Annotated in this window: 24 protein-coding genes; 12 read left to right on the forward strand and 12 right to left on the reverse strand. The window is 64.6% G+C overall.

The window, feature by feature from the left end:
• Positions 1 to 4: 4 nt before the first annotated feature.
• From RS897_RS36865 to RS897_RS36895, 7 genes are all read right to left on the reverse strand, one after another.
• Positions 5 to 847: an ABC transporter substrate-binding protein gene (locus RS897_RS36865; RefSeq protein ID WP_315833579.1), complete on the reverse strand. Its 843-nt coding sequence runs from the start codon at positions 845 to 847 to the stop codon at positions 5 to 7.
• A 116-nt stretch (positions 848 to 963) separates the two neighbouring features.
• Positions 964 to 1275: a DUF4286 family protein gene (locus RS897_RS36870; RefSeq protein WP_315833580.1), complete on the reverse strand. Its 312-nt coding sequence runs from the start codon at positions 1273 to 1275 to the stop codon at positions 964 to 966.
• A gap of 11 nt (positions 1276 to 1286) precedes the next feature.
• The gene (locus RS897_RS36875; protein ID WP_315833581.1) at positions 1287 to 2240 is read right to left on the reverse strand and encodes a dihydrodipicolinate synthase family protein; all 954 of its coding nucleotides are present in this window, start codon (positions 2238 to 2240) and stop codon (positions 1287 to 1289) included.
• Positions 2237 to 2668, reverse strand: coding sequence for a MaoC family dehydratase (locus RS897_RS36880; protein WP_315833582.1), 432 nt, complete (start codon positions 2666 to 2668; stop codon positions 2237 to 2239). Before RS897_RS36880 ends, RS897_RS36875 begins: the two co-directional genes overlap by 4 nt.
• Positions 2669 to 2671: 3 nt before the next feature.
• Positions 2672 to 3085 carry a MaoC/PaaZ C-terminal domain-containing protein gene (locus RS897_RS36885; protein WP_315833583.1) on the reverse strand — a complete coding sequence of 138 codons (414 nt, stop codon included), beginning with the start codon at positions 3083 to 3085 and terminating at the stop codon, positions 2672 to 2674.
• Positions 3086 to 3096: 11 nt separating this feature from the next.
• Positions 3097 to 4260: an acyl-CoA dehydrogenase family protein gene (locus RS897_RS36890; RefSeq protein WP_315833584.1), complete on the reverse strand. Its 1164-nt coding sequence runs from the start codon at positions 4258 to 4260 to the stop codon at positions 3097 to 3099.
• Positions 4257 to 5447 (reverse strand): CaiB/BaiF CoA transferase family protein, encoded by a 1191-nt coding sequence (locus tag RS897_RS36895; RefSeq protein WP_315833585.1) that lies wholly within the window; start codon positions 5445 to 5447, stop codon positions 4257 to 4259. The genes RS897_RS36890 and RS897_RS36895 overlap by 4 nt, the downstream gene beginning before the upstream one ends.
• A 197-nt stretch (positions 5448 to 5644) precedes the next feature.
• Here RS897_RS36895 and RS897_RS36900 point away from each other — a divergent pair, with 197 nt between their 5' ends.
• Positions 5645 to 6550, forward strand: a complete 906-nt coding sequence (locus tag RS897_RS36900; RefSeq protein ID WP_315833586.1) for a LysR family transcriptional regulator — start codon at positions 5645 to 5647, stop codon at positions 6548 to 6550.
• Between the two features lie 5 nt (positions 6551 to 6555).
• On the opposite strand, the gene RS897_RS36905 is transcribed toward RS897_RS36900, so the two are convergent.
• Positions 6556 to 7473 carry a dihydrodipicolinate synthase family protein gene (locus RS897_RS36905; protein ID WP_315838864.1) on the reverse strand — a complete coding sequence of 306 codons (918 nt, stop codon included), beginning with the start codon at positions 7471 to 7473 and terminating at the stop codon, positions 6556 to 6558.
• Positions 7474 to 7659: 186 nt separating this feature from the next.
• Here RS897_RS36905 and RS897_RS36910 point away from each other — a divergent pair, with 186 nt between their 5' ends.
• The 6 genes from RS897_RS36910 to RS897_RS36935 all read left to right on the forward strand — a co-directional run bounded on the left by RS897_RS36910 (position 7660) and on the right by RS897_RS36935 (position 13314).
• On the forward strand, positions 7660 to 8748 hold the full coding sequence (locus tag RS897_RS36910; RefSeq protein WP_315833587.1) for a LacI family DNA-binding transcriptional regulator: 1089 nt from the start codon (positions 7660 to 7662) through the stop codon (positions 8746 to 8748).
• Positions 8749 to 8778: 30 nt separating this feature from the next.
• The gene (locus tag RS897_RS36915) at positions 8779 to 9147 is read left to right on the forward strand and encodes a tautomerase family protein (RefSeq protein ID WP_315833588.1); all 369 of its coding nucleotides are present in this window, start codon (positions 8779 to 8781) and stop codon (positions 9145 to 9147) included.
• Positions 9148 to 9162: 15 nt separating this feature from the next.
• Entirely contained in the window at positions 9163 to 10305 is a 1143-nt protein-coding gene (locus RS897_RS36920) for an acyl-CoA dehydrogenase family protein (protein ID WP_315833589.1), read from the forward strand.
• A gap of 16 nt (positions 10306 to 10321) precedes the next feature.
• Positions 10322 to 11905 carry an acyl CoA:acetate/3-ketoacid CoA transferase gene (locus RS897_RS36925; protein WP_315833590.1) on the forward strand — a complete coding sequence of 528 codons (1584 nt, stop codon included), beginning with the start codon at positions 10322 to 10324 and terminating at the stop codon, positions 11903 to 11905.
• Positions 11906 to 11916: 11 nt separating this feature from the next.
• Positions 11917 to 12402 (forward strand): MaoC family dehydratase, encoded by a 486-nt coding sequence (locus tag RS897_RS36930; protein ID WP_315833591.1) that lies wholly within the window; start codon positions 11917 to 11919, stop codon positions 12400 to 12402.
• A 75-nt stretch (positions 12403 to 12477) separates the two neighbouring features.
• Positions 12478 to 13314: an ABC transporter substrate-binding protein gene (locus tag RS897_RS36935; RefSeq protein WP_315833592.1), complete on the forward strand. Its 837-nt coding sequence runs from the start codon at positions 12478 to 12480 to the stop codon at positions 13312 to 13314.
• 45 nt (positions 13315 to 13359) lie between these two features.
• Here RS897_RS36935 and hydA read toward each other — a convergent pair whose 3' ends face one another.
• From hydA to RS897_RS36950, 3 genes are read right to left on the reverse strand one after another with little or no spacing between them, the layout of a single operon-like run.
• On the reverse strand, positions 13360 to 14775 hold the full coding sequence (gene hydA / locus RS897_RS36940; RefSeq protein WP_315833593.1) for a dihydropyrimidinase: 1416 nt from the start codon (positions 14773 to 14775) through the stop codon (positions 13360 to 13362).
• 38 nt (positions 14776 to 14813) lie between these two features.
• On the reverse strand, positions 14814 to 15578 hold the full coding sequence (locus RS897_RS36945) for an aspartate/glutamate racemase family protein (protein ID WP_315833594.1): 765 nt from the start codon (positions 15576 to 15578) through the stop codon (positions 14814 to 14816).
• Positions 15579 to 15588: 10 nt separating this feature from the next.
• The gene (locus tag RS897_RS36950) at positions 15589 to 16344 is read right to left on the reverse strand and encodes a GntR family transcriptional regulator (RefSeq protein ID WP_315833595.1); all 756 of its coding nucleotides are present in this window, start codon (positions 16342 to 16344) and stop codon (positions 15589 to 15591) included.
• Positions 16345 to 16601: 257 nt separating this feature from the next.
• On the opposite strand from RS897_RS36950, the gene RS897_RS36955 reads away from it, so the two are divergent.
• From RS897_RS36955 to RS897_RS36970, 4 genes are all read left to right on the forward strand, one after another.
• Complete coding sequence (locus tag RS897_RS36955; protein ID WP_407654593.1) at positions 16602 to 17558, forward strand: ABC transporter substrate-binding protein; 957 nt, start codon at positions 16602 to 16604, stop codon at positions 17556 to 17558.
• Positions 17542 to 18411, forward strand: coding sequence for an ABC transporter permease (locus RS897_RS36960; protein WP_315833596.1), 870 nt, complete (start codon positions 17542 to 17544; stop codon positions 18409 to 18411). The genes RS897_RS36955 and RS897_RS36960 overlap by 17 nt, the downstream gene beginning before the upstream one ends.
• Before the next feature lie 15 nt (positions 18412 to 18426).
• Positions 18427 to 19200, forward strand: a complete 774-nt coding sequence (locus RS897_RS36965) for an ABC transporter ATP-binding protein (RefSeq protein ID WP_315833597.1) — start codon at positions 18427 to 18429, stop codon at positions 19198 to 19200.
• Positions 19201 to 19350: 150 nt separating this feature from the next.
• Positions 19351 to 20073, forward strand: coding sequence for a maleate cis-trans isomerase family protein (locus RS897_RS36970; protein WP_315833598.1), 723 nt, complete (start codon positions 19351 to 19353; stop codon positions 20071 to 20073).
• On the opposite strand, the gene RS897_RS36975 is transcribed toward RS897_RS36970, so the two are convergent.
• Positions 20066 to 20938 carry a LysR substrate-binding domain-containing protein gene (locus RS897_RS36975; protein WP_315833599.1) on the reverse strand — a complete coding sequence of 291 codons (873 nt, stop codon included), beginning with the start codon at positions 20936 to 20938 and terminating at the stop codon, positions 20066 to 20068. The genes RS897_RS36970 and RS897_RS36975 overlap by 8 nt on opposite strands.
• A 134-nt stretch (positions 20939 to 21072) precedes the next feature.
• On the opposite strand from RS897_RS36975, the gene RS897_RS36980 reads away from it, so the two are divergent.
• Positions 21073 to 22011 (forward strand): dihydrodipicolinate synthase family protein, encoded by a 939-nt coding sequence (locus RS897_RS36980; protein WP_315833600.1) that lies wholly within the window; start codon positions 21073 to 21075, stop codon positions 22009 to 22011.
• The last annotated feature ends 28 nt before the right edge of the window (positions 22012 to 22039 follow it).

Genomic DNA, 22039 nt, shown 5'->3' on the forward strand with positions numbered 1-22039 from the left:
TCTGTCAGGCCGGGCCGGGACCGGCGATCGCGAGCGGCTGATCGGCGGGCATCGTGGTCAGACCGAACTTGTCGAACAGCGCCTGATAGCTGCCGTCCGCGCGCATGGCATTGAGCGCCTTGACCACTGCCTCGGCCGCCGTCTTGTTGCGGAAAGTGAGCGTGGTGCGGGCGAGGCCAAGACCGGTCAGAACCTCCCTGACGCGACCGCGGCCGACAAGATCGCGCGCCACGCTGTCGACGAGCAGCGCGTTATCGACCTGCTTGGCGAGCAGCGCGCTGACGACGTTGGTGGCGGTCGGAAAGGTCCGCATCTCCACCGCCGCGCCGCCCTTTGCGACGCTGGTGTCGCTGAGTTTCTTGAGCCAGTTCATCTGATAAGTGCTGACCTCGACAGCGGACGTTTTTCCGATCAGGTCCTGTTCACTGGCAATTTTCGTGCCGCTATCAGGAGGAACCACCACCGAAATCGCCTGGATAGCGTAGGGCACCATGTACATCAGCTTTGAACGTTCCTCGGTCCAGAACATGCCGGTGTCGGTTCCGTCGATGCGCGCTGCAGTCATCGCAGGCATCATCGCAGGAAAATCCATCCGGACGAGTTCCACCGGAAGACACATGCGCTTGCCGAGCTCCTGGGCGAGCTCGACATTGAGCCCCTGCAACTGACCATCCTTGTCCACAAACTGCTGCGGCGGATTGGTCGGATTGATGGAGAGCTGCAATTTCCCCGGCGCAACCAGGTTGTCATCACCAATGGCGGGCGTGCACGCGGCATGCGCCGCAACCGACGAGAGAGAAAAGATGACCGCGCCAAAAGCGCTCGCGCGGAGCAGTGTCGAGACCATGTGATACCTCCAATAAGACCCCAAATGACCGATGCAATCCCTCGCCCTAGCTTCCCCATTCCACTATTTTTGGATGCAGTGCATTGCGATCTAGGCGATCGCGCCGCAACGCATCGTCAGCCCGGCGAAGACGATCCCGACATCGGCTTCAACTGGATACGCGCAAAGTTTTTCACGAGAGGCGCGAACGGACCAAAGCCCGCGACCTTCTGGAATTCCGGCGTTTCAAACGCCCAGCGCCCGGCGACCTCATACACAGCCGCATACTTCGGTCCGTCGCCGATGGAGACAAAGCGCTTCGCTGACAGCCAGCCGGGACACGCCAGCAGATCGGGAAAATGCGTATCCTCGTACCAGGCGTTGAAAGCAGCCTCATGCTTCGGATCGATGTCGACCCGGACGATATGGATGAAGGCATCGTCGGACATCGCGGCGCTCCCTAAGCCAGCCTGATGTCGCCGGTGCGATGCGTGGCGCGGACCGTGGCGGAAATCGCCTCGCAGAGGTCCGGCGTGACCGGCATCAACGGCGGCCGCGGATCGGCGTTGGCGATGACGCCGAGCGCCTTGAGCCCGACCTTCATGCGCGTGTGCATATCCATGATCGGAGCCGGCCCGTAGATGGCCCGCACGATCGGATGCAGGCGCTCGTTGACGGCGCGCATCGCCTTGAGATCATCGGCCAGGGACGCCTGCCAAAGTTCGACGAACAGCTGCGGCACCAGGCTGATCAGGCCGGACAGAAGACCGTCGCCGCCGAGCGCGAGCTGCGGCAGGAACCAGTTGTAGTTCGACGGCAGGATCGCAACATCCGGATTGGCCTGCTTCACGGCGCGCCGGTTCTCGTCATAGGCCAGCATGGTGTCGCTGCCCTCCTTGATGGCGACGACACCGTCGATCGCCGCAATCTCGGCCAGCGTTTGCGGCGAATAGCCGAGACCCGACGCCACCGGATACTGGAAGATCGACACCGGGATATCGATCGCCGCGCTGACGGCACGCACAAATGCGACCGGTGCGCGCGACGTGGCCGACGCACCACCGCCGAGCGGCGCGGGCGGAAACAGCACGGCGCAGGCGGCACCTGCAGTCTCGGCGAGCTTCGCCTGCCGGATCGCCTCCGCGGTGGAATGCGCAATGATTCCGGCCAGCAGCGGCCTCGCGCCGATATGGGCCCGGGTCCGCGTGATGACCGCATGGCGCTCTTCATCCGACAATGATCCGCCCTCGCCGGCATGGCCATTGACGAACACGGCGGCGATCCCGTCCTGACAGGCGCAGTGATCGAGAACGCGGGCGTAGCCGTCCCAGTCGATCGCAAGATTTTGGTCGAAAGGAAGCACGGTGGCGACGGTAACGCCGCGAAGGTCGAGTTGTTTCATCGGGCCGCTCATGAGGCTTTCCGGCGCGGAAATTTCAGGGTGGCGCGCGCCTTCAGCACTTCGAGGCTGTCCTCGTTGCGGGCGCTGGCTTCCCAGACAATGGTGCGGGTGTCGTCGTGCTGCTCGGCAATCCACACTTCGAAGGTGACGGTATCGCCGTAAAACACCGGCCCGGTGAACCAGAAGCGATCCTCGATCGACACGCCGATGGTGCCTGCGAGTTCGCTGGTGAGGATACTGGTACAGAGACCGGCCACCATGATGCCCGGCGCCAGACGGCGACCGAACCGCGTTGCGCCTGCATAAACCTCGTCGACATGGACGGGCCCGAAATCGCCGGTCGCGGCGATATAGAGCGCACCGTCCGCCTCCGTAATGGTCTTGCTGAGACTGACCTTGTCGCCAACCTTGAGGTCGTCGAACGATTTTGGCTCATACATGGCTCAGCCCTTCGGCTCGAACGGAACCAGCGTCGCGCTGCCTTCCACGACCGTGTCGCCGGACGAGGACAGCGTGCAGACGATGCGGCAGAGCGCCTCATCGCCATGGACGGACACGATCTCCGCCTTCGCCTCCACCGAATCGCCAACAATGACCGGGGTCGCGAAGTTCAGCGCGATGCTGCCGATCCGGCGGGTGGGGCCGCCGAGCTGGCTGAGGCAGGTGGTGGCGAGGCTGCTCACCGCAAGCTCGAACGCGACCATGTTGGACGCGCCGGCCTTCCGAGCCCGCACCGCATCGACATAAAGTCCGCCGAGGTTGCCGCTGATACCGGTGAACATGGCCTGCTCGGCCACCGTCATGGTCTTGCGAAATGAAAATGCCGCGCCGGTCTTCAGGGTTTGGGCTGAGGTCATCGAAACAGGTCCTAGAGTTGCAAGCCGTTCTTGATGGTGCTGCGCGCGATCAGCATGCGGTGAATCTCTGAAGTGCCGTCATAGATGCGAGTGACGCGGGCGTCGCGGTACATGCGCTCCAGCGGCAGGTCCTTGCTGAAGCCCATGCCGCCGAACACCTGGATGGCGCGATCGACCACGCGACCCTGCATTTCCGAGGCCGCGACCTTGATCATCGACACCTTGTCGCGCGGCTCCAGACCCTGATCGATCTCCCATGCGGCATTCGTCACCATCATCTTGACACCAAAGATCTCGGTGGCGGAATCGGCGATCAGCTTCTGCACCATCTGGAAATCACCGATGGCCTGGCCGAACTGCCGCCGCTCGCCGGCATGCTTGCGCATCATCTCCAGCGCCCGCTGTGCCATACCGACGGCGCGGGCACCGATGTGAGCGAGACGGATCTGCAGCACGCTCTGCATGATCAGCTTGAAGCCGGCGCCGACCTCGCCGAGAACGGCGTCCTTTGGGATGCGGCACTCCTGGAATGTCAGTTCGGCATGGCCGTAACCGCGGTGGCCCATCATCGGCTGGGTGCGGGCGACCTTGAAGCCCGGTGTGCCCTTGTCGACCAGAAACAGCGTAATGCCGCCGCGGGCGCGCTTGTCCTTATCCGTCAAAGCCATCAGGATCACATAGTCGGCGATGTCGCCGTCGCTGATGAAGTGCTTGGTGCCGTTCAGCACCCACGCATCACCCTCAAGACGGGCCGTGGTGCTGATCGACGCCGCATCGGACCCGGCATCGGGCTCGGTGATCGCCATGGCACAGATCTTGTCGCCCCTCACCGTCGGCAGCAGATACTTGTCTACCTGCTCGCCCTTGCAGGCCATCAGCATCGGATAAACCTGCCCGAACACGCGGCGGATCAGTGCGTCCGAAGTCTTGCCGAATTCTTCTTCCACCAGGCAGTGCTCGACGCAGGACAGCCCACCACCGCCGACAGCGGTTGGCATGTTCATGGCGTAAAGGCCGAGCTCTTTGGCCTTGGCCTTGATGCGCTTCAGGGCGTCGGCCGGCACGGCAGCCGTGCGCTCGACCTCGTCCTCGAGCGGCTGCACTTCGGTTTCGACAAAGCGGCGGACCGTGTCGACCAGCAGGCGGGCATCATCAGGCAGCGAAAAATCGATCATCGCGACACCCCGACAGCTCTGCCGGCAATCATTGCTTCGATGTCAGTGGAGCCGTACCCGGCTTCCGCAAGAACTTCGCGCGTCTGCGCTCCAAGCGGCTGTGGCACCAATCGGATGTCCGGGGATTGGCCATCATAGCGGGCGGGATGCATGACCATGGTGATGGGCGCGCCGCGCGCCCCTTCAGTGTCCCTGAAAACACCGAGATGTTTGAGTTGGGGGTCCGCCTGAAGGTCCGAATAGTCCTGCACCGGCGCATGCCAAATGCGCGCGGCTTCCAGAACCGGAAGCCACTCCGCCGTCGGCTTCTGCCTCAGCCGCTCGGCGACGAACCGCGTGATGTCCTCACGCCGCGAAAAACTGTCGGCTTCGCCGAACTGCTTCAGGTCATCGCTGTCGAGCGCAGCCGCCAGCGCCTTGGGCGAGGCCATGGAGATCGCCATATGGCCGTCGGCGGTTGCGTGAATGCCGTAGGGACCGGGACTGAACCAGGCGGCGATGCCCGAGGGGGCGCGCGATGACGGCGACGGCGCGCCGTTCAGCCACGCGGTCAACGGTTCGACCTGGAGATCGATGGCCGCCTGGTAGAGATTCACCTCCACCAACTGACCCTTGCCGGTTTTCGTGCGAGCGAACAGCGCGGCGAGAATGCTCATCGCATAGAGCGACGCCGCATGCTGATCGACGATCACGGCGCCGACCGCGGTCGGTTGGCCGTCGGCCCGTCCGGTCCGCATCGCAAGCCCGGACAGCGCCTGCAGCAACAGGTCCTGGCCCGGCCGATCCTTGTAGGGACCGTCGGATCCGAACCCGGTCGCGACCGCGTAGATCAAGCTCGGATTGAGCGCTTTCAGCGTGTCGTAGCCGAGGCCGAGCTTGGCCATGGTGCCGGGTCGGAAATTCTCCATCACCACGTCGGCGGTCGCCACCAGCTTCTTCACCGCGGCAACACCGTCGGGATGCTTGAGATCAACCGCGAGGCTGCGCTTGTTGCGTCCCGTCGCCAGGTGATTGACGCTGTCACCCGCAACGAAATGGTTGGCGACCGCCCAGTTGCGCTGGAATGCACCCTCGATCGGTTCAACCGCGATGACATCGGCGCCGAGATCGGCGAGCGTCTGCGCGGCCAGCGGTCCTGCGAGGTAGTGGTTGAAGCTCAGAATTTTGATGCCATCGAGCAGATTCATCGGGTCACACCATTCTTGAGCCGTGCGACGTGTGCCCTCCGGGCAGGCACCTTTGTCGCCAGGCATTCTTGTCGGCTCGAACCTTGGCCGTTGATTTCACCGCGGACAACATCACGATCAATTATTTTGCAAGCCAAGTTGATAACCGAAATCTATGATGCGCCTTCACATCGCTGACCATTTCAGGATCGCCCCTTATGAATCTTCGCCAGCTTGAAATCCTGCGAGCCGTGATGCGAACACGCTCCGCCGTTGCCGCCGCGCAAGATCTCGGCATGTCGCAGCCAGCGATCAGCAACGCCATCAAGCACGCCGAATCCTCGCTCGGCTTTCTTCTGTTCGACCGGGTCAACAAGCGCCTGATCCCCACCCAGGAAGCGCAGATCCTGCTTGCGGAAGCCGAACCGCTGTTTCTGATGCAGGACCTGATCAGCCAGACCGCCGCTCACCTGCGGGCCGGCAGCAAGGGACGCATGCGGATCGTCGCCACCTCGGAGCTGTCGGAAACGCTGCTGCCGCAGGTCGTCGCCAGATTCAGCCGGGATCACCAAGGCGTTGAGGTGTCGCTGGAAACCATGACGATCGACAGGCTTCTGGAGTATGTCGAGATCGGCATCGTCGATGTCGGCTTCGCCATGGAGCCGAATCCGCGCCAGGCGCTGGACTGTCTGCCACTGGCGCAGCTCGACATGGTCTGCGCCTGTCACGAGGACAGCCCGCTCACGCAACTGAGCTTCGTTTCGCCGACCGATCTGCGCGATCTTCCGCTGATCAGCGCTCCACCGTCCGGCAGCAGGATCAACACCCTCGTCCGGGAGGCCTTTCGGCGCAGCGCCACCGACTACGCACCCGCATTCCATGTCCGCTTCATGAATGTCGCCGGACACTTCGTCGAAGAGGGATTGGGAGTCGCGATCATCGACGAATTGACCGCCTCCTCCAAACGCTACAGCCGCCTGAGAAGCCTGCCGTTCAAGCCGAAGACACAGATCACGGTGTCGGCGATCGTGGCCTCCGAGCGACCGCAACAGCGGCTGACGCAGGCGCTGATCCGGCATGCCCGCGAAGAGATCGCGGCCCGGCTCACAGCGTCGACCGCGTGACGCCATCATGCGTACCGCCTTGAGACCGCCGACGCTCCCGGCCAGGCCAGGCCGAGCTTCTCAACCAGCGCGCGTGCCGCGGCATCCTGCTCAGCCGGCAATGGCAGGCGCGGCGGCCGCGGGTGACCTGCGGCAAACCCCATATGGCTCAGCAGCGCCTTGGTGCCGGCAACATAAGCCTGGCCGCCGACGAACTCGATCAGCGGCAGGTACTCCAGATAGAGGTCACGCGCCGGCTTGATCGCCCCCTCGTCGGCCACAAGTTCGAAGATGCGCGCCATTGCCGCTGGCGCGACGTTGGAGGCGACCGCGACCCAGCCCTGCGCGCCTTCCACGAAGGATTCGAAACCGAGGATGCCGCCGAACACCGTCATCCGGTCGCCGCACAGCCGGATGATGTCGCGCACGCGCGTGACTTCGAGCGTCGATTCCTTGATGTAGAGGCAGTTGTCGATCTCGGCGAGCCGCGCCACCAGCGGCGGCTTGAGATCGACATTGGCGGTGGCGGGATTGTTGTAGACCATGATCGGCAGCGCGATCGCGTCAGCCACCGTCTTGTAATGATGAACAAGCTCGTCGTCGGTGGGCGTCGAATAGAACGGCGGAATGATCATGACGCCGTCCGCGCCCAATTTTTCAGCACGACGGCTGCGGCGGACCACCTCGCGGGTGTCCTCCGCGCCGGTTCCGATCAGCACGGGCACGCGCCCCGCCGCCTGGGCGATCACCGTCTCGGCCACCAGGGCGTTCTCATCGTCGTTGAGCGAGAGGAATTCACCGGTCGAACCCAGCGGAATCAGGCCATGGATGCCCTGCGCGATCTGCCAGTCGACAAAGGCGCGCAGCGCTGCGACGTCGACATCTCCCGCCGGCGTGAAGGGCGTGATCATGACGGTGTAGGTGCCGCGAAACGTCTTCATCAGGGACTTCCGTTTAGTCAGGGTGAATTTCGGACAGCAGCGACCGCCTTGCGGCTGCGCCGCAAAGTTTATGGAAACGTTTCCAGTATTGTCGCTGCATTGAGCAGCGATGATCCATAATTTAAGCTTGCACAGCGCATATTATGCCAATAGCGTTTTGCAATCGTTTCCAGTCTATCGGCAGGTTTGATGAGCGTCACGCTCAAAGATGTGGCAAGGGCAGCACGCGTTTCGGTCAGCACGGCGTCGCGCGCGCTGGGCGGCGGCGGACTTGCCAGCGAGCGCACGCAGCAGCGTCTGGCCCGCATCGCACGTGAACTCGGATATCGTCCCAACCCCATCGCGCGCGGACTGAAGACCGGACAATCGCGGCTGGTGGGGCTCTTGGTGCATAACCTCACCAACGCATCGTTCCAGGTGATGGCCGAGGTGGTGCAGGCGCGGTTGAAGGCACTCGGCTACCAGATGCTGCTGTGCATCGGCGGCGACGATCCGCAGCAGGAGAGCGACACGCTGACCACCCTCGCCGATCACCGCGTCGACGGGCTGATCGTCGTTCCCACCGGCAAGAACGGCGCGCAGTTGACGGCGCTGGCGCAGGACATTCCGATCGTCTGCCTGGTACGCCGCGACAATGACACCGACCTCGAAACCGTGCTCGCCGACGACCCGCAGGGGGCTTATCTCGGCACACGCTACCTGATCGAGCTCGGGCACCGGCGCATCGGCTTCATTGTCGGCCGTCCGGACGCGACGTCCGGACGCGAGCGGTTATCGGGTTATATCCGCGCCATGCGCGAGGCCTCGCTTCCCGTGGACAACAGCTTGATTCATCCCGGCCATTTCGTGCCGGAAACCGGCGCCACCGCCTGCCGCAAGCTCTTGGACCTCGCAGAGCCGCCCAGCGCGATCTTCGTCGCCAATCATGAGGCGACGCTCGGCGTGCTGCGCGTGACGGCCGAACGGAACCTGTCGATTCCCAATGAGCTCTCGCTGCTCTGCTACGAGGACATGCCCTGGTTCGAATGGCATCGCCCGGCCATCAGCATCGTGGACAACGGCGCACGCGATCTCGCCAACCTCGCCGTCGACCGCTTGCTGCAACGCATGGATGCCAAGGGGAACGGCAATGACGGCGTGCGCGAATACCGGGTCGGTGCCCGGCTGGTGAAGCGCGACTCCTGCCGCCCGTTCGAGCCCTCCGCAGCGGATGCATCGAAATCATTGCAACCATCAAAATCATCCAAGTCCAGATCGTCCAAATCGAAATCTTTGTAATCCAGATCTTCCCAATTCAAGGCTGACCGCATGCCCTATGTCGAAGTTCTCGCACCATCCGCCCCGCCTGAACACAAGGCCGCGCTGGCGAAATCCGTCACCGACAGCCTGATGTCGGCCTTCAATGTCGGCGCCGAGACCGTCACGCTTTATTTCCTGCCGATCGTGCCCGGCGACTACGCCCATGCCGGCGAGATGGGCGCACAGGGCGCCGGCCAGCGCATCCTGCTCAAGGTGCATGCCTTCCGCCGCACCGAGGCCGCGCGCCGCGCCGCCGCCGCGGCACTGACGCGCAGCGTCTGCACCGCCTATGGCGTGCCGGCCGACGACGTCGCCATCTACTTCCTCGACCGGGACAAGAACGAGGTCGCCCACGCTTCCATTCTTGCCAGCGACTGAGGACAGCGACACGCCATGGACCGTTTCTATACCGACGACCAGAAGGCGCTGCGCGACACCGCACGGCGCTTCGCCCAAACCGCGATCCTGCCGCGCGCCGCCGCGATCGACCGCGACGACCGTTTCGACCGCGCGCTCTACAAGGGCATGGCCGACCTCGGCCTGTTCGGCATCTGCCTGCGCGAGGGCGCGGGCGGCGCGGGCCTCGATGCCGTTGCCGCCTGCATCGCCATGGAGGAACTGGCGCGCTGCTCCGGCGCGGTCGCCAATGCCTTCGCGATCCCCGTCGAAGCCGTGCTGTTCTTCGACCAGCACGGCACCGAGGCGCACAAGGCGCTGATTCCGCAGATCCTCAGCGGCGACATCATTCCCGCCACCGCCGTCTCCGAGCCCGACCACGGCTCCGACGTCGCCGGCATCCGGACGACGGCCACCCGCGACGGCAATGGCTGGCTGCTCAACGGCACCAAGGCCTGGGTGACGCTGGGCGGCGTCGCTGACCGCATCATGGTGTTCGCCCGCACCAGTGCGGACGCCGGGCACCGCGCCATCTCCTGCCTGCTGGTCGACGGCGCGCTACCGGGCATCACGCGCGGCAAAAACGAAGAATTGCTGGGCATGCACGGACTGGAGGATTGCCAAGTCACCTTCTCCGACGTGCGGCTGCCGGCCGATTGCATCATGGGCCCGGAGAACCAGGCCTTCAAGATGGCCATGAGCAATTTCAATTTCAGCCGGCTGATGATGGCCGCGATGGCGCTCGGCATGGCGCAGGCCGCGTTCGAGGATGCCACCGCCTATGCCAAAACGCGCAAGCAGTTCGGCCAGGCGATCATCGGCTTCCAGGCGGTGCAGTTCATGCTCGCCGACATGGCCACCGACATCGCCGCCGCACGCCTCCTGATCCACCACGCCGCACGCCTGCACGACGCCGGCCATCCCATCGCCAAGGAGGCCGCGCAGGCCAAGCTGTTCACCACCGACATGGCCATGAAGCATGTGTCGAACGCACTGCAGATCCACGGCGGCAACGGCTATTCGCGCGAATACCGCATCGAGCGCCTGTTCCGCGATGTGCGCCTTGCCCAGATCTACGAGGGCACCAACCAGATCCAGCGCCTGATCATCGCCCGCCAGGTCGAAAAAGAGGCTGCGTGATGGGGAGCCGACGCGCATGCTGAGTATCATCACCGCAGCGGAGGCCGCGGGCCTGATCCGCGATGCCGACACGCTGATTGTCGGCGGCAATGGCGGCACCGGCGTGGCGGAAGCCGTGCTCGATGCGCTGGAGCAGCGTTTCCTCGGCGGCGCGGGACCACACAGGCTGACGCTGATCAACATCACCGGCGTCGGCGCCGTGACCGAGAAAGGCCTGTGCCACCTCGCCCATGAGGGCATGATCGCGCGGGTGATCGGCGGCAATTTCGGGCTGCAAGTGCCGTTCATGCGGCTGGTGCGCGACGAACTGATCGACGCTTACAACTTTCCGCAAGGCGTGATGAGCCAGCTCTGCCGCGCCATGGCGGCCAAACATCCCGGCGTGCTCACTCACGTGGGCCTCGACACCTACATGGATCCGCGCCAGGACGGCGGCCGCATGAATGCGCGCACCACCGCGCCGCTGGTCGACCTGGTCGAATTGCAGGGACAACAGTGGCTGCTGTATCGCGTGCCGGCCTCGCCTGACGTCGCCATCATCCGCGGCACCTCGGCGGATGAGGACGGCTACATCAGCATGGAGCACGAGGGCACCACGCGCGAGGATCTCTCGATCGCGCAAGCGGTGCACAACGCCGGCGGCACGGTGATCTGCCAGGTGAAGCGGATCGTCGAGCGCGGCTCGATACATCCGCAGATGGTCAAGATTCCCGGCTTCCTGATCGACCATGTGGTGCTCGAGCCCGACCAGATGCAGACCTATGGCACCGCGCACGATCCCGCCCGCTGCGGCGAGACGCGGGTGCCGGTGGCGATGATCGCACCCGATCCGCTCACCCAGCGGCGGGTGATTGCGCGGCGCGCCGCCTTCGAGCTGCGTCCGCGCGACGTGGTCAATCTCGGCGTCGGCATTTCGGCTATGATCCCCAATGTCGCGGCGGAGGAAGGCATCGAGGACCTGATCACGCTGACGGTGGAATCGGGCGTGGTGGGCGGCGTGCCCGGACACGCGCGCGAATTCGGCACCGCCATCAATCCGCGCGCCATCCTCGACCAGGCCTACCAGTTCGATTTCTACGACGGCGGCGGGCTCTCCTGCGCCTTCCTCTCGTTCGCGGAAGTCGACGAGGGCGGCAACGTCAACGTCACCCGCTTTGGCGACCGCCGGGACGGCTCGGGCGGCTTCATCGACATCACGCAAAATGCCAGGCGGCTGATCTTCAGCGGCACCATGACCGGCGGCAAGTTCGATATCGGCGTCGAGAACAGCCGCCTCGCCATACGCCGCGACGGCGCCTTCCGCAAGTTCGTGCCCCAGGTCGGCCAGATCAGCTTCAGCGCAGCGCTGGCGGCGCGGCGCGGCCAGGACGTAACCTTCATCACCGAGCGCGCCGTCTTCCAGCTGGAAAACGGCGGCATCACCCTGACCGAAATCGCGCCGGGCGCACGGCTGGAAGAGGACGTGCTCGCGCACATGGGCTTCCGTCCCTGCATCAGCCCGGACCTCCGTGACATGGACTCGCGCATCTTCCGGCCCGGACCGATGGGCATCCGCCAGAGCTTCATCGCCCTGCCCGCGCGGCAGCGCAAGGTGGCGTGAGGGACGATGCCATGAGCGATACCCGCACCGCATCGATCAACCTCCGCTACGAAGACATCGAACTGGGCATGCAGTTTCAGAGCGCGGAGCACACCGTGACGCCGGCGGATATCGCAGGCTTCGCCGACGTCACCCGCGACCATCATCCACTGCACCTCGACGATGCCTACGCCCGCTCGCGCGGCTTTCCGGCCGTGATCGCGCATGGATTGTTCGGCCTGTCGCTAATGGAAGGGCTGAAGTCGGAGTTGAAGCTTTACGAGGAAACCTCGGTCGCCTCGCTCGGCTGGGACGAGGTCCACTTCAAGGCCCCCGTCGTCGCCGGAGATCGATTGCGCGTGCGCTTTCAGTTTGTCGAGAAGCGGCCGACCCGCAATCCGGCACGCGGGATCGTCATCGAAGCGCTGGACTTGATCAACCAGCGCAACGAGGTGGTGACGGAAGCCCGCCACACCTCACTGATCCTGACCCGGCAGCCGGATCACGACGCAAGCTAAGGCGACAACGAAAAAGACTGCGAGAGCGGAGAACGCCTCCTTTAGCCATCCACGTTTTTGCACAGGAGTTCACGCATGCGATTGCTTACAACCTTCTCCACTTTGGCTGTCCTGATCGGCCTTGCCGGCGCGGCGCAGGCCCAGAGCTGCACACCGAAAGTGCCGGCCTCCAGCCTGATCGAGGCCGGCAAGTGGCAGATGTCGATCAATCCGACGCTGCCGCCGCAGCAGTTCGTCGACGACAAGGGCGAACTGCAGGGGCTCAATGTCGAGCTCGCCAGGGAAATCGCCAAGCGCATCTGCCTGGAGCCGGTGTTCTTGCGGATGGACTTCCCGCCGATGATTCCGGCCTTGCGCAGCGGCCGCTTCGACGCCATCAACACCGGTCTCTTTTGGACCGAGGAGCGCTCGAAGATGCTGTACCTCGTGCCCTATGCGATCCAGGCGATCAGCATCTACACCGATCCCGCCTCCCCCCTGAAACTCGAAAAATTCGAGGATCTCGCCGGCCGCATCGTCGGCGTCGAGTCCGCCACCTACACCGAGCGCAAGGCGCGCGAGTTCAACACAGAGATGGTAGCGAAAGGCCTCAAGGGGATCGACCTTCGCACCTTCACGACCGTGACGGCGACCTCGGCGGCGTTGCGTGCCGGACAACTCGAGGCGGCGCTCAACATCAATGAGACCGCCAACTCGCTGGAGCAGCGCGGCATCGCCAAGATCTGGGTCAGGGACATCGCCGGCACCGACATCACCTTCGCCTTCCGCGACAAGCTGCTTGCGCAGGCAGTGGCGGACGCGCTGACCGCAATCCGCGCCGACGGCACCTACGACAAGCTGTTCGAGAAGTTCGGCATGACCAGGCTGAAAGCCCCGGCCTTCGCCATCCGCGGTGACGGGCCGACCAACTAACGGACCGCAGCCGCTTCCATCGGTCAATCGCCCCCCGCCCCCAGGCTACGGCCTGCGCGGCGGTGCGGCATATTGCGAGGCCTCGCGCGCCAGATGCTGCCCGGCCCCCTTGCGGCCGACCAGTTCGCCATCCACCACCACGACTTCACCGCGCACCAGTATCGTGACCGGCCAGCCGGTGACGCGCAGTCCCTCATACGGCGTGTAGTCCGCGCCGTGATGCAGGATGTCCTGGCCGATCGTGACCTCGCGGGTCGGATCCCAGATGGCGATATCGGCGTCGGAGCCGACCGCAATGGTCCCCTTGCGCGGATAGAGGCCGTAGGTCTTGGCATGGTTGGTCGCCGACAGCGCGACAAACCGGTTCAGATCGATGCGGCCCTTGACCACGCCTTCCGAGAACAGGATCGGCAGCCGCGTTTCCACACCGGGAATGCCGTTCGGCACCCAGCGGAAGCTGGTGCGCCCCTTGGGAACGAGCTTGCCGGTGGTGTCGTAGCGGAACGGGCAGTGATCCGAGGAGAACACGCTGAACACACCTTGCTGCAGCCCTTCCCAGCAGGCGACCTGGCTCGCGGCATCACGCGGCGGCGGGCTGCAGACATACTTGGTGCCCTCCATGTTGAGCCCCTCCATGTCCTTCTCGGTCAGCACGAGATATTGCGGACAGGTCTCGCCGAACACTTTCAGGCCGCGCTGCTGGGCCCGGCGGATTTCCTCCATGGCCTCGCGGTTGGAGACATGGACGATCATGACAGGCACGTCGATCAGCTCAGCCAGCGCGATGGCGCGATGGGTGGCTTCGCGCTCCACCGGGATCGGCCGCGACGCGCCGTGGTAGTGCGGCGCGGTCTTCCCTGCCCGCTCCAGCCGGTCGGTGAGAAAGCGGATGGCATCGAAATTCTCGGCGTGCACCATGACCAGCGCCCCGGTCTCGCGGGCAACCGACATCACTTCGAGAATTTGCCGGTCGCTCAGCGCCAGGTCCTCGTAGGTCATGAACACCTTGAACGAGGAGTAGCCGTCCTTGATCAGGGCCGGCAGTTCCTGTCCCAGCACCTGCTCGGTCGGATCGGAGATGATGAGGTGGAAGCTGACGTCGACATAGCAGTTGCCGTCGGCCTTGGCGTGATAATCGATGACCGCCTGGCGCAGGCTTTGGCCACGCTCCTGCATGCAAAACGGCAAGAGCGTGGTGTTGCCGCCGAACGCGGCCGCGCGCGTGCCGCTCTCGAAATCGTCGGCCATGACGATGCCGGGTCCGCTGGGCTGGGCAATATGCACATGGCTGTCGATGCCGCCGGGCAGCACCAGCCGGCCGGTGGCGTCGATAACCTGGCGGGCAGCGCCGAGATCGTGTCCGAGGGTGGCGATGCGGCCATCGGTGATGCCGACGTCGCAGGTGAAGGTGTCAGACGCCGTCGCTACAGTGCCGCCGCGGATGATCGTGTCGAATGTCATATCTGGGTCCAGAGATTCCAAGTTCAAGTGGATGCCGGTCATCCGGCGACTGAGGGATTATCGCGGTGTTCGATCCGGATCGCCAGCTTGTCGACGAGGCCGCGGGTCGGTTTTGCCGCCGGCCGCCGGAAGGTGCCTGCAATCGCCTTGCGCGGCGCCAGCGTCACGATCGCTTCCGCCTGCTTGACCGCAGCCGCGATCGGATCGACCAGCGGCACCGCCACACGGTCGCGGATCTTTCCGGCGAGGCCCGCGAGCGGCGCACCACCGAGAATGACCACCTCAGCGTCATCCTCGGCCACAGCCTTGTTGGCGAGCGCGACTAGCAGCTCTTCCTTCTCGTCCTGCACGTCCGCGATCGAGGTGAACGACTGATCGAGCATGCGCACCGAACAACAGCGATCGCGCAGGCCATGCATCTCGACGCAGTCGCGATACCAGCCGCCCAGCGCCGCGGCGAAGGTGACGATGGCGAAGCGCCGGCCAAGCATGCAGGCGGTCAGCATCGCCGCCTCCGACATGCCGACAACAGGAATGTCGAACAGCTCGCGCGCGCCGAACAGGCCGGGATCGCCGAACGCCGCGATGATCGCAGCGTCGACGTCGGTATGATGCTCGGCCAGCATCTCCAACGCGATCGCGCCGCCGATCTGCGCTTCAGCCAGTGTCGCGATATAGGGAACACCGCGGGTCGCGGTCAGCGGCACAAGCTCGGTGCCGGGCGCGGCCGCGGCCTGCGCGGCGCCGGTCAAGCGCTCGGTCACAGCCTCAGTGGTATTCGGGTTCAGGAGCAGCAATCGCATCGGATTCCTTTCAGGCAGCGTCGGTGCGGGCCGTCGCCGGCGGCTGTTGCGCCAGCGCCTGGACGACCTCGCGACCGGTGTTCATGACATGATTGGCGAGCAGCCGCCCGGCCGTCGGCGCATCCTGCGCCTGCAGGGCGGCCAGGATATCGCGGTGCTCCTGCACCGATTCATCCCAGCGCCGCCGCGAATCCAGCGCCGCATAACGCGCCCATTCCGCGCGCGCGATCAATCGCTCATGGGTTTCGCGCAGCAGCGGATTGCGGGCGCCGGCGACGATCGCCTGGTGCAGCGCCTGATTGAGCTGGAAGTAGGCGTCGATGTCGTTGCCGGCAAAGTGGCGCTCCATCTCGTCCTGCATCACGCATAGCCGCTCGATCTCGGCGGCGCTCATGCGTTCGGCGGCCAATTCGGCGGCGTGACGCTCGAGCCCGCTCAAGGTCTCGAACAAGGCGACGATCTCCTCGCTGTTCATCACGGCGACGCGAGCGCTGCGGTTCTGGCGCAACTCCACAAGGCCGGCGGCAGCAAGCAGCTTGAGCGCCTCACGCAGCGGCGTTCGCGACACGCCGATCAGCGCGCACAGCTCGGCTTCGACAAGTTCGGTGCCCTGGGCCAGTTCGCCGCCGATGATCAGCCTGCGCAGCCGCTCGACGGCGCGTTCGTGCAGGCTGACGCGGCGCAGCCGCAGATGCCGGCCGGCAGCCGTGCCGATGAGGCCCGCCTTGCGCGGACGACCACGTTTCTTGGGGGAATGTTCGCTCACGGGTGGGCGCTCCAGGACGTGCATTATGGCAGCGCAGAAGCTGCATCTTGCGCCCTTATAATAGACAATTACTGTTTGTTTCATAGCCACTTGGCGTAAATTGTATGCAGCATTCAAAAAATGCTTGCGGCCCGAATTTTCCCCTGCGAGGTTCACGCACAAGCTGGCCCCACGTCCTCGTTTCGGAGGTTCGCATCGTGCGACACAAGCTCTTCGCCTCACTTATTCTTGGATCTTTTTTCGCATCGCTCGCCGTCCTGACACTGCCTGCCCGGGCTGCGGACGCCGCGCCGCTGAAGCTCGGCTACGCCAAGTGCGCGCACTGCCTACCGATGGCGCTGACGCCGGGTCTCGCGCAAGGCGTCACGATCGAGGCCACCGGTTTCAATTCCGGCAATGATGTGCTGACCGCACTCGTCTCCAAGAGCATCGACGTCGCGCAGGTGACTTATCTCCACTACGTCACCGCGCTGGATAAAGGTTTTGACGTCGTCGCCATCTCCGGCCAGGTGAACGGCGGGTCCGAATGCCTGTCGACGCCGGCGCTTGACCTGCCCAAGGACAACTGGACCGCCTTCAAGGCCCAGGTCGAGAAGGCGAAGGCCGCGGGCACCCCGCTCAAGATCGCCGCGTCACGCGGCAACGCGCAGGACATTCACATGCGCGGCGCGTTCGCCAAGCAGGGTATCGACGTCAACAAAGACCTGCAGTTCGTCAACATCCCCAACCCGTCCGACCACATCGCGGCATTGCGCCGGGGCGAGATCGACATGGTCTGCACCGTCGAACCGTTCGCCTCGCAGATCCGCCTGGCCGGCGCGGGAAAACCCTTCATGCTGCCCTACGACCAGGCCGCCGGCAAGCTGACCAACCTCATCGTGACCCGGTCCGACGTGATCGCGGCGCGCCGTGCCGACGTGCAGGCGACGGTGGCGGCGGTGGTCGCGCTGGTCGACAAGCTCAAGGCCGACAAGAGCGTGTGGACCGACGCCATCGTTAAGCAGACCGGCCTCGACAAGAGCATCGCGGAATCGGCGCTCGACAACGCCTTTCCGGACTACGCCATCCACAAGCCGGAGACACTGGCGATCGCCCGCATGATGAAGGACCTCAAATACATCAGCAACGACGTGACGCCGGCCATCGACAAGACGCTGGACTATTCCTTTCTTGAAGCTGTGACCAAGAGGTCAAAGAATGATCTCGGCTACTGAATCAGCCGGACACATCGCGGCCCAGCCCGGAATCGGCAAGCGACTCCGCAAGCAGATCGGCCGGCGGCTCGACCGGTTCGTGGTCCCGCTGCTGTTGTTGCTCGGATGGGAAGCGTTTGCCCGCTCGGGCGTCCTGCCGCCAGCGCTGCTGCCCGCGCCCTCGGCGGTGCTGCATGCGCTCGCCGACTGGATGCTCGGCATCGACGAGACAACGCAAAGCTATTCCGGCCTCTGGCTGCGCGATGCCTTTTCCAGCGCCTGGCGCGTCGCGTTCGGCTTCGCCATCGCGGCAGCGACGGGGGTGATAGCCGGCACGGCGATCGGCTGGTGGCGCACCGCCGAGACCATGCTCGAGCCGACGCTGCAGATGCTGCGGCCGATCCCGCCGGTGTCGTGGATTCCACTTGCGATCATCTGGTTCGGCATCGCCAACAAACCGGCGATCTTCCTGGTGTTCCTCGGCGCGTTCTTCCCGATCCTGATGAACACCATTCATGGCGTAAAGGGCGTCGACCGCAACCTGATCCGCGCCGGCGCCATGATGGGCGCGAGCGAGCGGCAGTTGCTTCGGCACATCGTGCTGCCGGCCGCCCTGCCCTCGATCTTCGCCGGCCTGCGCATCGCCATAGGCTCCGCCTGGATGCTGACAGTTACTGCCGAGATGGTGGCCGTGAAAAGCGGCCTCGGCTACGTGCTGTGGGATTCCTATTATTTCCTGCGCTACGACATCGTGCTCGCGGCAATGATTTCGATCGGACTGCTCGGCTTCATCTCCGACCTCGCCATCAAGCGGCTGATGAATTGGGTGCTGCATTGGCAGAAGGCGACCACCGTCGCCGGGCGCCAGGGCTGAACCGGGGAGCACATCGTGGCCGAGATCAACATCGAAGCGATCACCAAGACCTTCCACGACAGTTCGCGCGGGCGTGAGGTCGCGGCACTCGACGACATCAATCTGTCGATCGCCGCCAACGACTTCGTCTGCCTGCTCGGCCCATCCGGCTGCGGCAAGTCGACCCTGCTCAACATCATCGCCGGCTTCGAGACACCGACCAAAGGCCGGGTCACCGTCGACGGCAAGGCGGTCGAGGCGCCCGGCGCCGACCGCGGCGTGGTGTTTCAGCAGCCGACCCTGATGCCGTGGCTGACGGTTGCGGAGAACATCGCGTTTCATCTCAGGCTCAAAGGCATCGCCAAGGCGGAGCGGCGTGAGCAGGCACAGACGTTCATCGACCTTGTCGGCCTGAAGGGCTTCGAGACGCACTACCCGTCCGAATTGTCCGGCGGAATGAACCAGCGGGTCGGAATCGCGCGGGCGCTGATCATGAATCCACGCGTGATCCTGATGGACGAGCCGTTTGCCGCGCTCGATGCCCAGACCAAGAGCGAGATGCAGGAGGAACTGGTCGCGATCTGGCAGCGCCATCGCGGCACCATCGTGTTCGTGACGCACAGCGTCGATGAAGCCTTGGTGCTCGGCAACAGGATCGTGGTCATGACCCGGCGGCCGGGGCGCATCCGGGAGCTGATCGAACTCGACCTGCCGCGTCCGCGCGACGTGACCGGCGCTGATTTCAACGATATGAAACGGCATGTGCTGAACCTGATCAAGGAGGTGGCCGCGCAGCCGGCGGCGGCCTAGATCTTCCGTTCCGATAGAATCGGAACGGAAGATCTAGATTCTTGTTTTGACGCGTTTTCTTCACGCAAACCGGTATCCACTTTGCTCGAAAATGCTCTGCACACCGCGGCCCAGCCGGACACTTCGCAACTCTTGCACGAGACCGACCAAATGCCCTCTTCCGCGCGCCTCGGCATGCTGACACCGTCATCCAACACCGTGCTGGAGCCGATGACGAGCGCCATGCTCGCCGGGCTGCCCGACATCACGGCGCATTTTTCCCGCTTCAAGGTCACCGAGATCGCCCTGTCCGACCAGGCGCTGCGGCAATTCGACGACACCGAGATCCTGCGCGCGGCGGAACTGCTGGCGCATGCCAAGGTCGACGTCATCGCCTGGAACGGAACATCGGCGGCCTGGCTGGGGTTCGATCAAGACGAGCGCCTGTGCGAGCGTATCCGCGCCGCGACCGGAATCCCCGCCTGCACTTCGGTGCTGGCGTTCCGCGATGTCTTCGCGCGAACCGGCGTCAACCGCGTCGGACTGGTGACGCCTTATCGGGACGACGTCCAGGCCAAAATCATCGCCAACTGGTCGGCGGTGGGCTTCGCCTGCCCGGCGGAACGCCACCTACGCCTGCAGGACAATTTTTCGTTCGCGACCGTCGACCCTGATGAGATCGCAACCATGGCCCGCGCAGTGGTCAGCGAAGGCTGCGATGCGGTCGCGATCGTCTGCACCAACATGCGCGGCGCCGCGATTGCGGCCCCCCTCGAAGCCGAGCTCGGCGTGCCGGTCTACGACTCGGTGGCCCTGACCTTGTTTCAGAGTCTGCGCGTTGCCGGACAGGATCCCCGCATGATCAAGGGCTGGGGCTGCCTGTTTCTCAGCTAGCCCCCGCCGTCTCTTCAACGGCCGATGCAAAGACGTCGATCAGGGTTGCGGCGGGCCCACGGCTGCCGAAAACACCCACTGCGCGGGCGTATTTCGGATCCGGGATCGGCACCATGTGAATGTCGCGGCCGACCGGAGGCGTGATACCCCAATCCGGCAGCAGCGACACACCGACGCCCTCGGCGACCAGGATGACGATGGTCTCCGGCGCGTCGAGTTCAAACAGCTCGCGCACGGTGATGCGCCGATCGTGAAGGAAACGGCTCACCAGTTGGCCGGTCCAGGCATTGCGATCCATCCGGATGAATGGCGCGCCGGCAAGCATGGCGCCGATGGGCTGCCGTTCGGTCGTCGACGGAGCGATCATCACCAGAGGCTCGTCGCGCACCAGGCGCCAGGACAGGCTCTTGGGCAACCGGAATGGTGGACGCACCGCCAGCGCGCAATCGATCTCTCCGGTTTCCAACATCTGTAGAAGTCCCGCCGACGTTCCCGGCACGACCTTGATCTCGATGTCCGGATGCTGCTGCGACAGGGTCCGCAGCGCCGCCGGCATCATCGCGATCAGCGCCGTGGAAATCGCGCCGACCCGCAACCGGCCGGTCAGCCGCCGCGCCTGCGCCAGATGCCGCAAATGGTCCGCCTGCACCACAATCTGCCGGGCCGCGCCGAGCACCGCCTGGCCGGCATCGGTCAACGCGACGCCCTGCCCGCGTCGAACGACCAGCGCCGTGTTCAGCTCGGCTTCGAGGGCGCGAATCTGCTCGGCGACCGAGGCATTGGCCAAGCCTAAGTGCCGCGCGGCAGCCGCCAGCGATCCCCGGTCGGCAACCGTGCAAAAGGTGCGCAAAAAGCGTGTATTCACAGTGCTATCAGCCCGATTTCCAGGCTCCCATAATGACGGATATTCCGGCATTTGAAAACGGAAATATTACGGTTTTACCGAACGCAGGGATTGCGTAGGGATGGCATATGTCAACAACAGACCGGATTTTGCCCATGCGCCTCGATAACACCGCGAAGGGAGTATTCCCCATCGCCCCGACGCCGTTCACCGCCGACGGCCAGATCGACATGGCCTCGATCGACCGCCTGACCGACTTCTATCTGTCCTGCGGCAGCACCGGTCTCACCGTGCTCGGTGTGCTGGGCGAGGCCCCGAAGCTCGATAACCAGGAAGCGATCGATGTCGCCGTTCGCTTCATCAAGCGTGCGCGTTCGCTACCGGTGATCGTCGGTGTGTCGGCACCCGGCTTCGCCGCCATGCGCACACTGGCAAAGGCCTCGATGGATGCCGGCGCCGCCGGCGTCATGATCGCGCCGCCGAACTCGCTGCGCACCGACGACCAAATCGTCACTTATTATCGCCAGGCTGCCGAAGCGATCGGCGCCGACGTGCCGTTCGTGATCCAGGATTACCCGCTCAATTTCACGGTGGTGATGACACCCGGCGTCATCCGCAAGATCGTGACGGACAATCCGTCCTGCGTCATGCTCAAGCATGAGGACTGGCCCGGACTGGAGAAGATCTCGGCCCTGCGCAAATGGGAATCGAGCGGCGAGATGCGGCACATCTCGATCCTCTGCGGAAATGGCGGGCTGTTCCTCGACTTCGAAACCGAGCGCGGCGCCGACGGCGCCATGACCGGATACGCCTTCCCGGACATGCTGGTCGACACGGTGCGGCTGGCGCAGTCCGGCGAGCGCGACGCCGCCCACGACCTGTTCGACGCCCACCTGCCGCTGCTGCGCTACGAACAGCAGCCGGGCGTCGGCCTGTCCGTGCGCAAATATGTGCTGGCGCGCCGGGGGTTGATCAGCTCGGACGCGCTGCGCGCCCCGGGCGGCTCGCTCAGCGCAACGGCGAAGACGGAAATCGAATATCTGCTCGCCCGCGTGGCGCGAACCGACAAACGCGCCCTGCAGCGCGTCGCCTGATAACAGGCGACAACAGCTCTGGAATGAT

It is taken from the genome of Bradyrhizobium prioriisuperbiae, from assembly GCF_032397745.1.
GTDB lineage: Bacteria > Pseudomonadota > Alphaproteobacteria > Rhizobiales > Xanthobacteraceae > Bradyrhizobium_A > Bradyrhizobium_A prioriisuperbiae.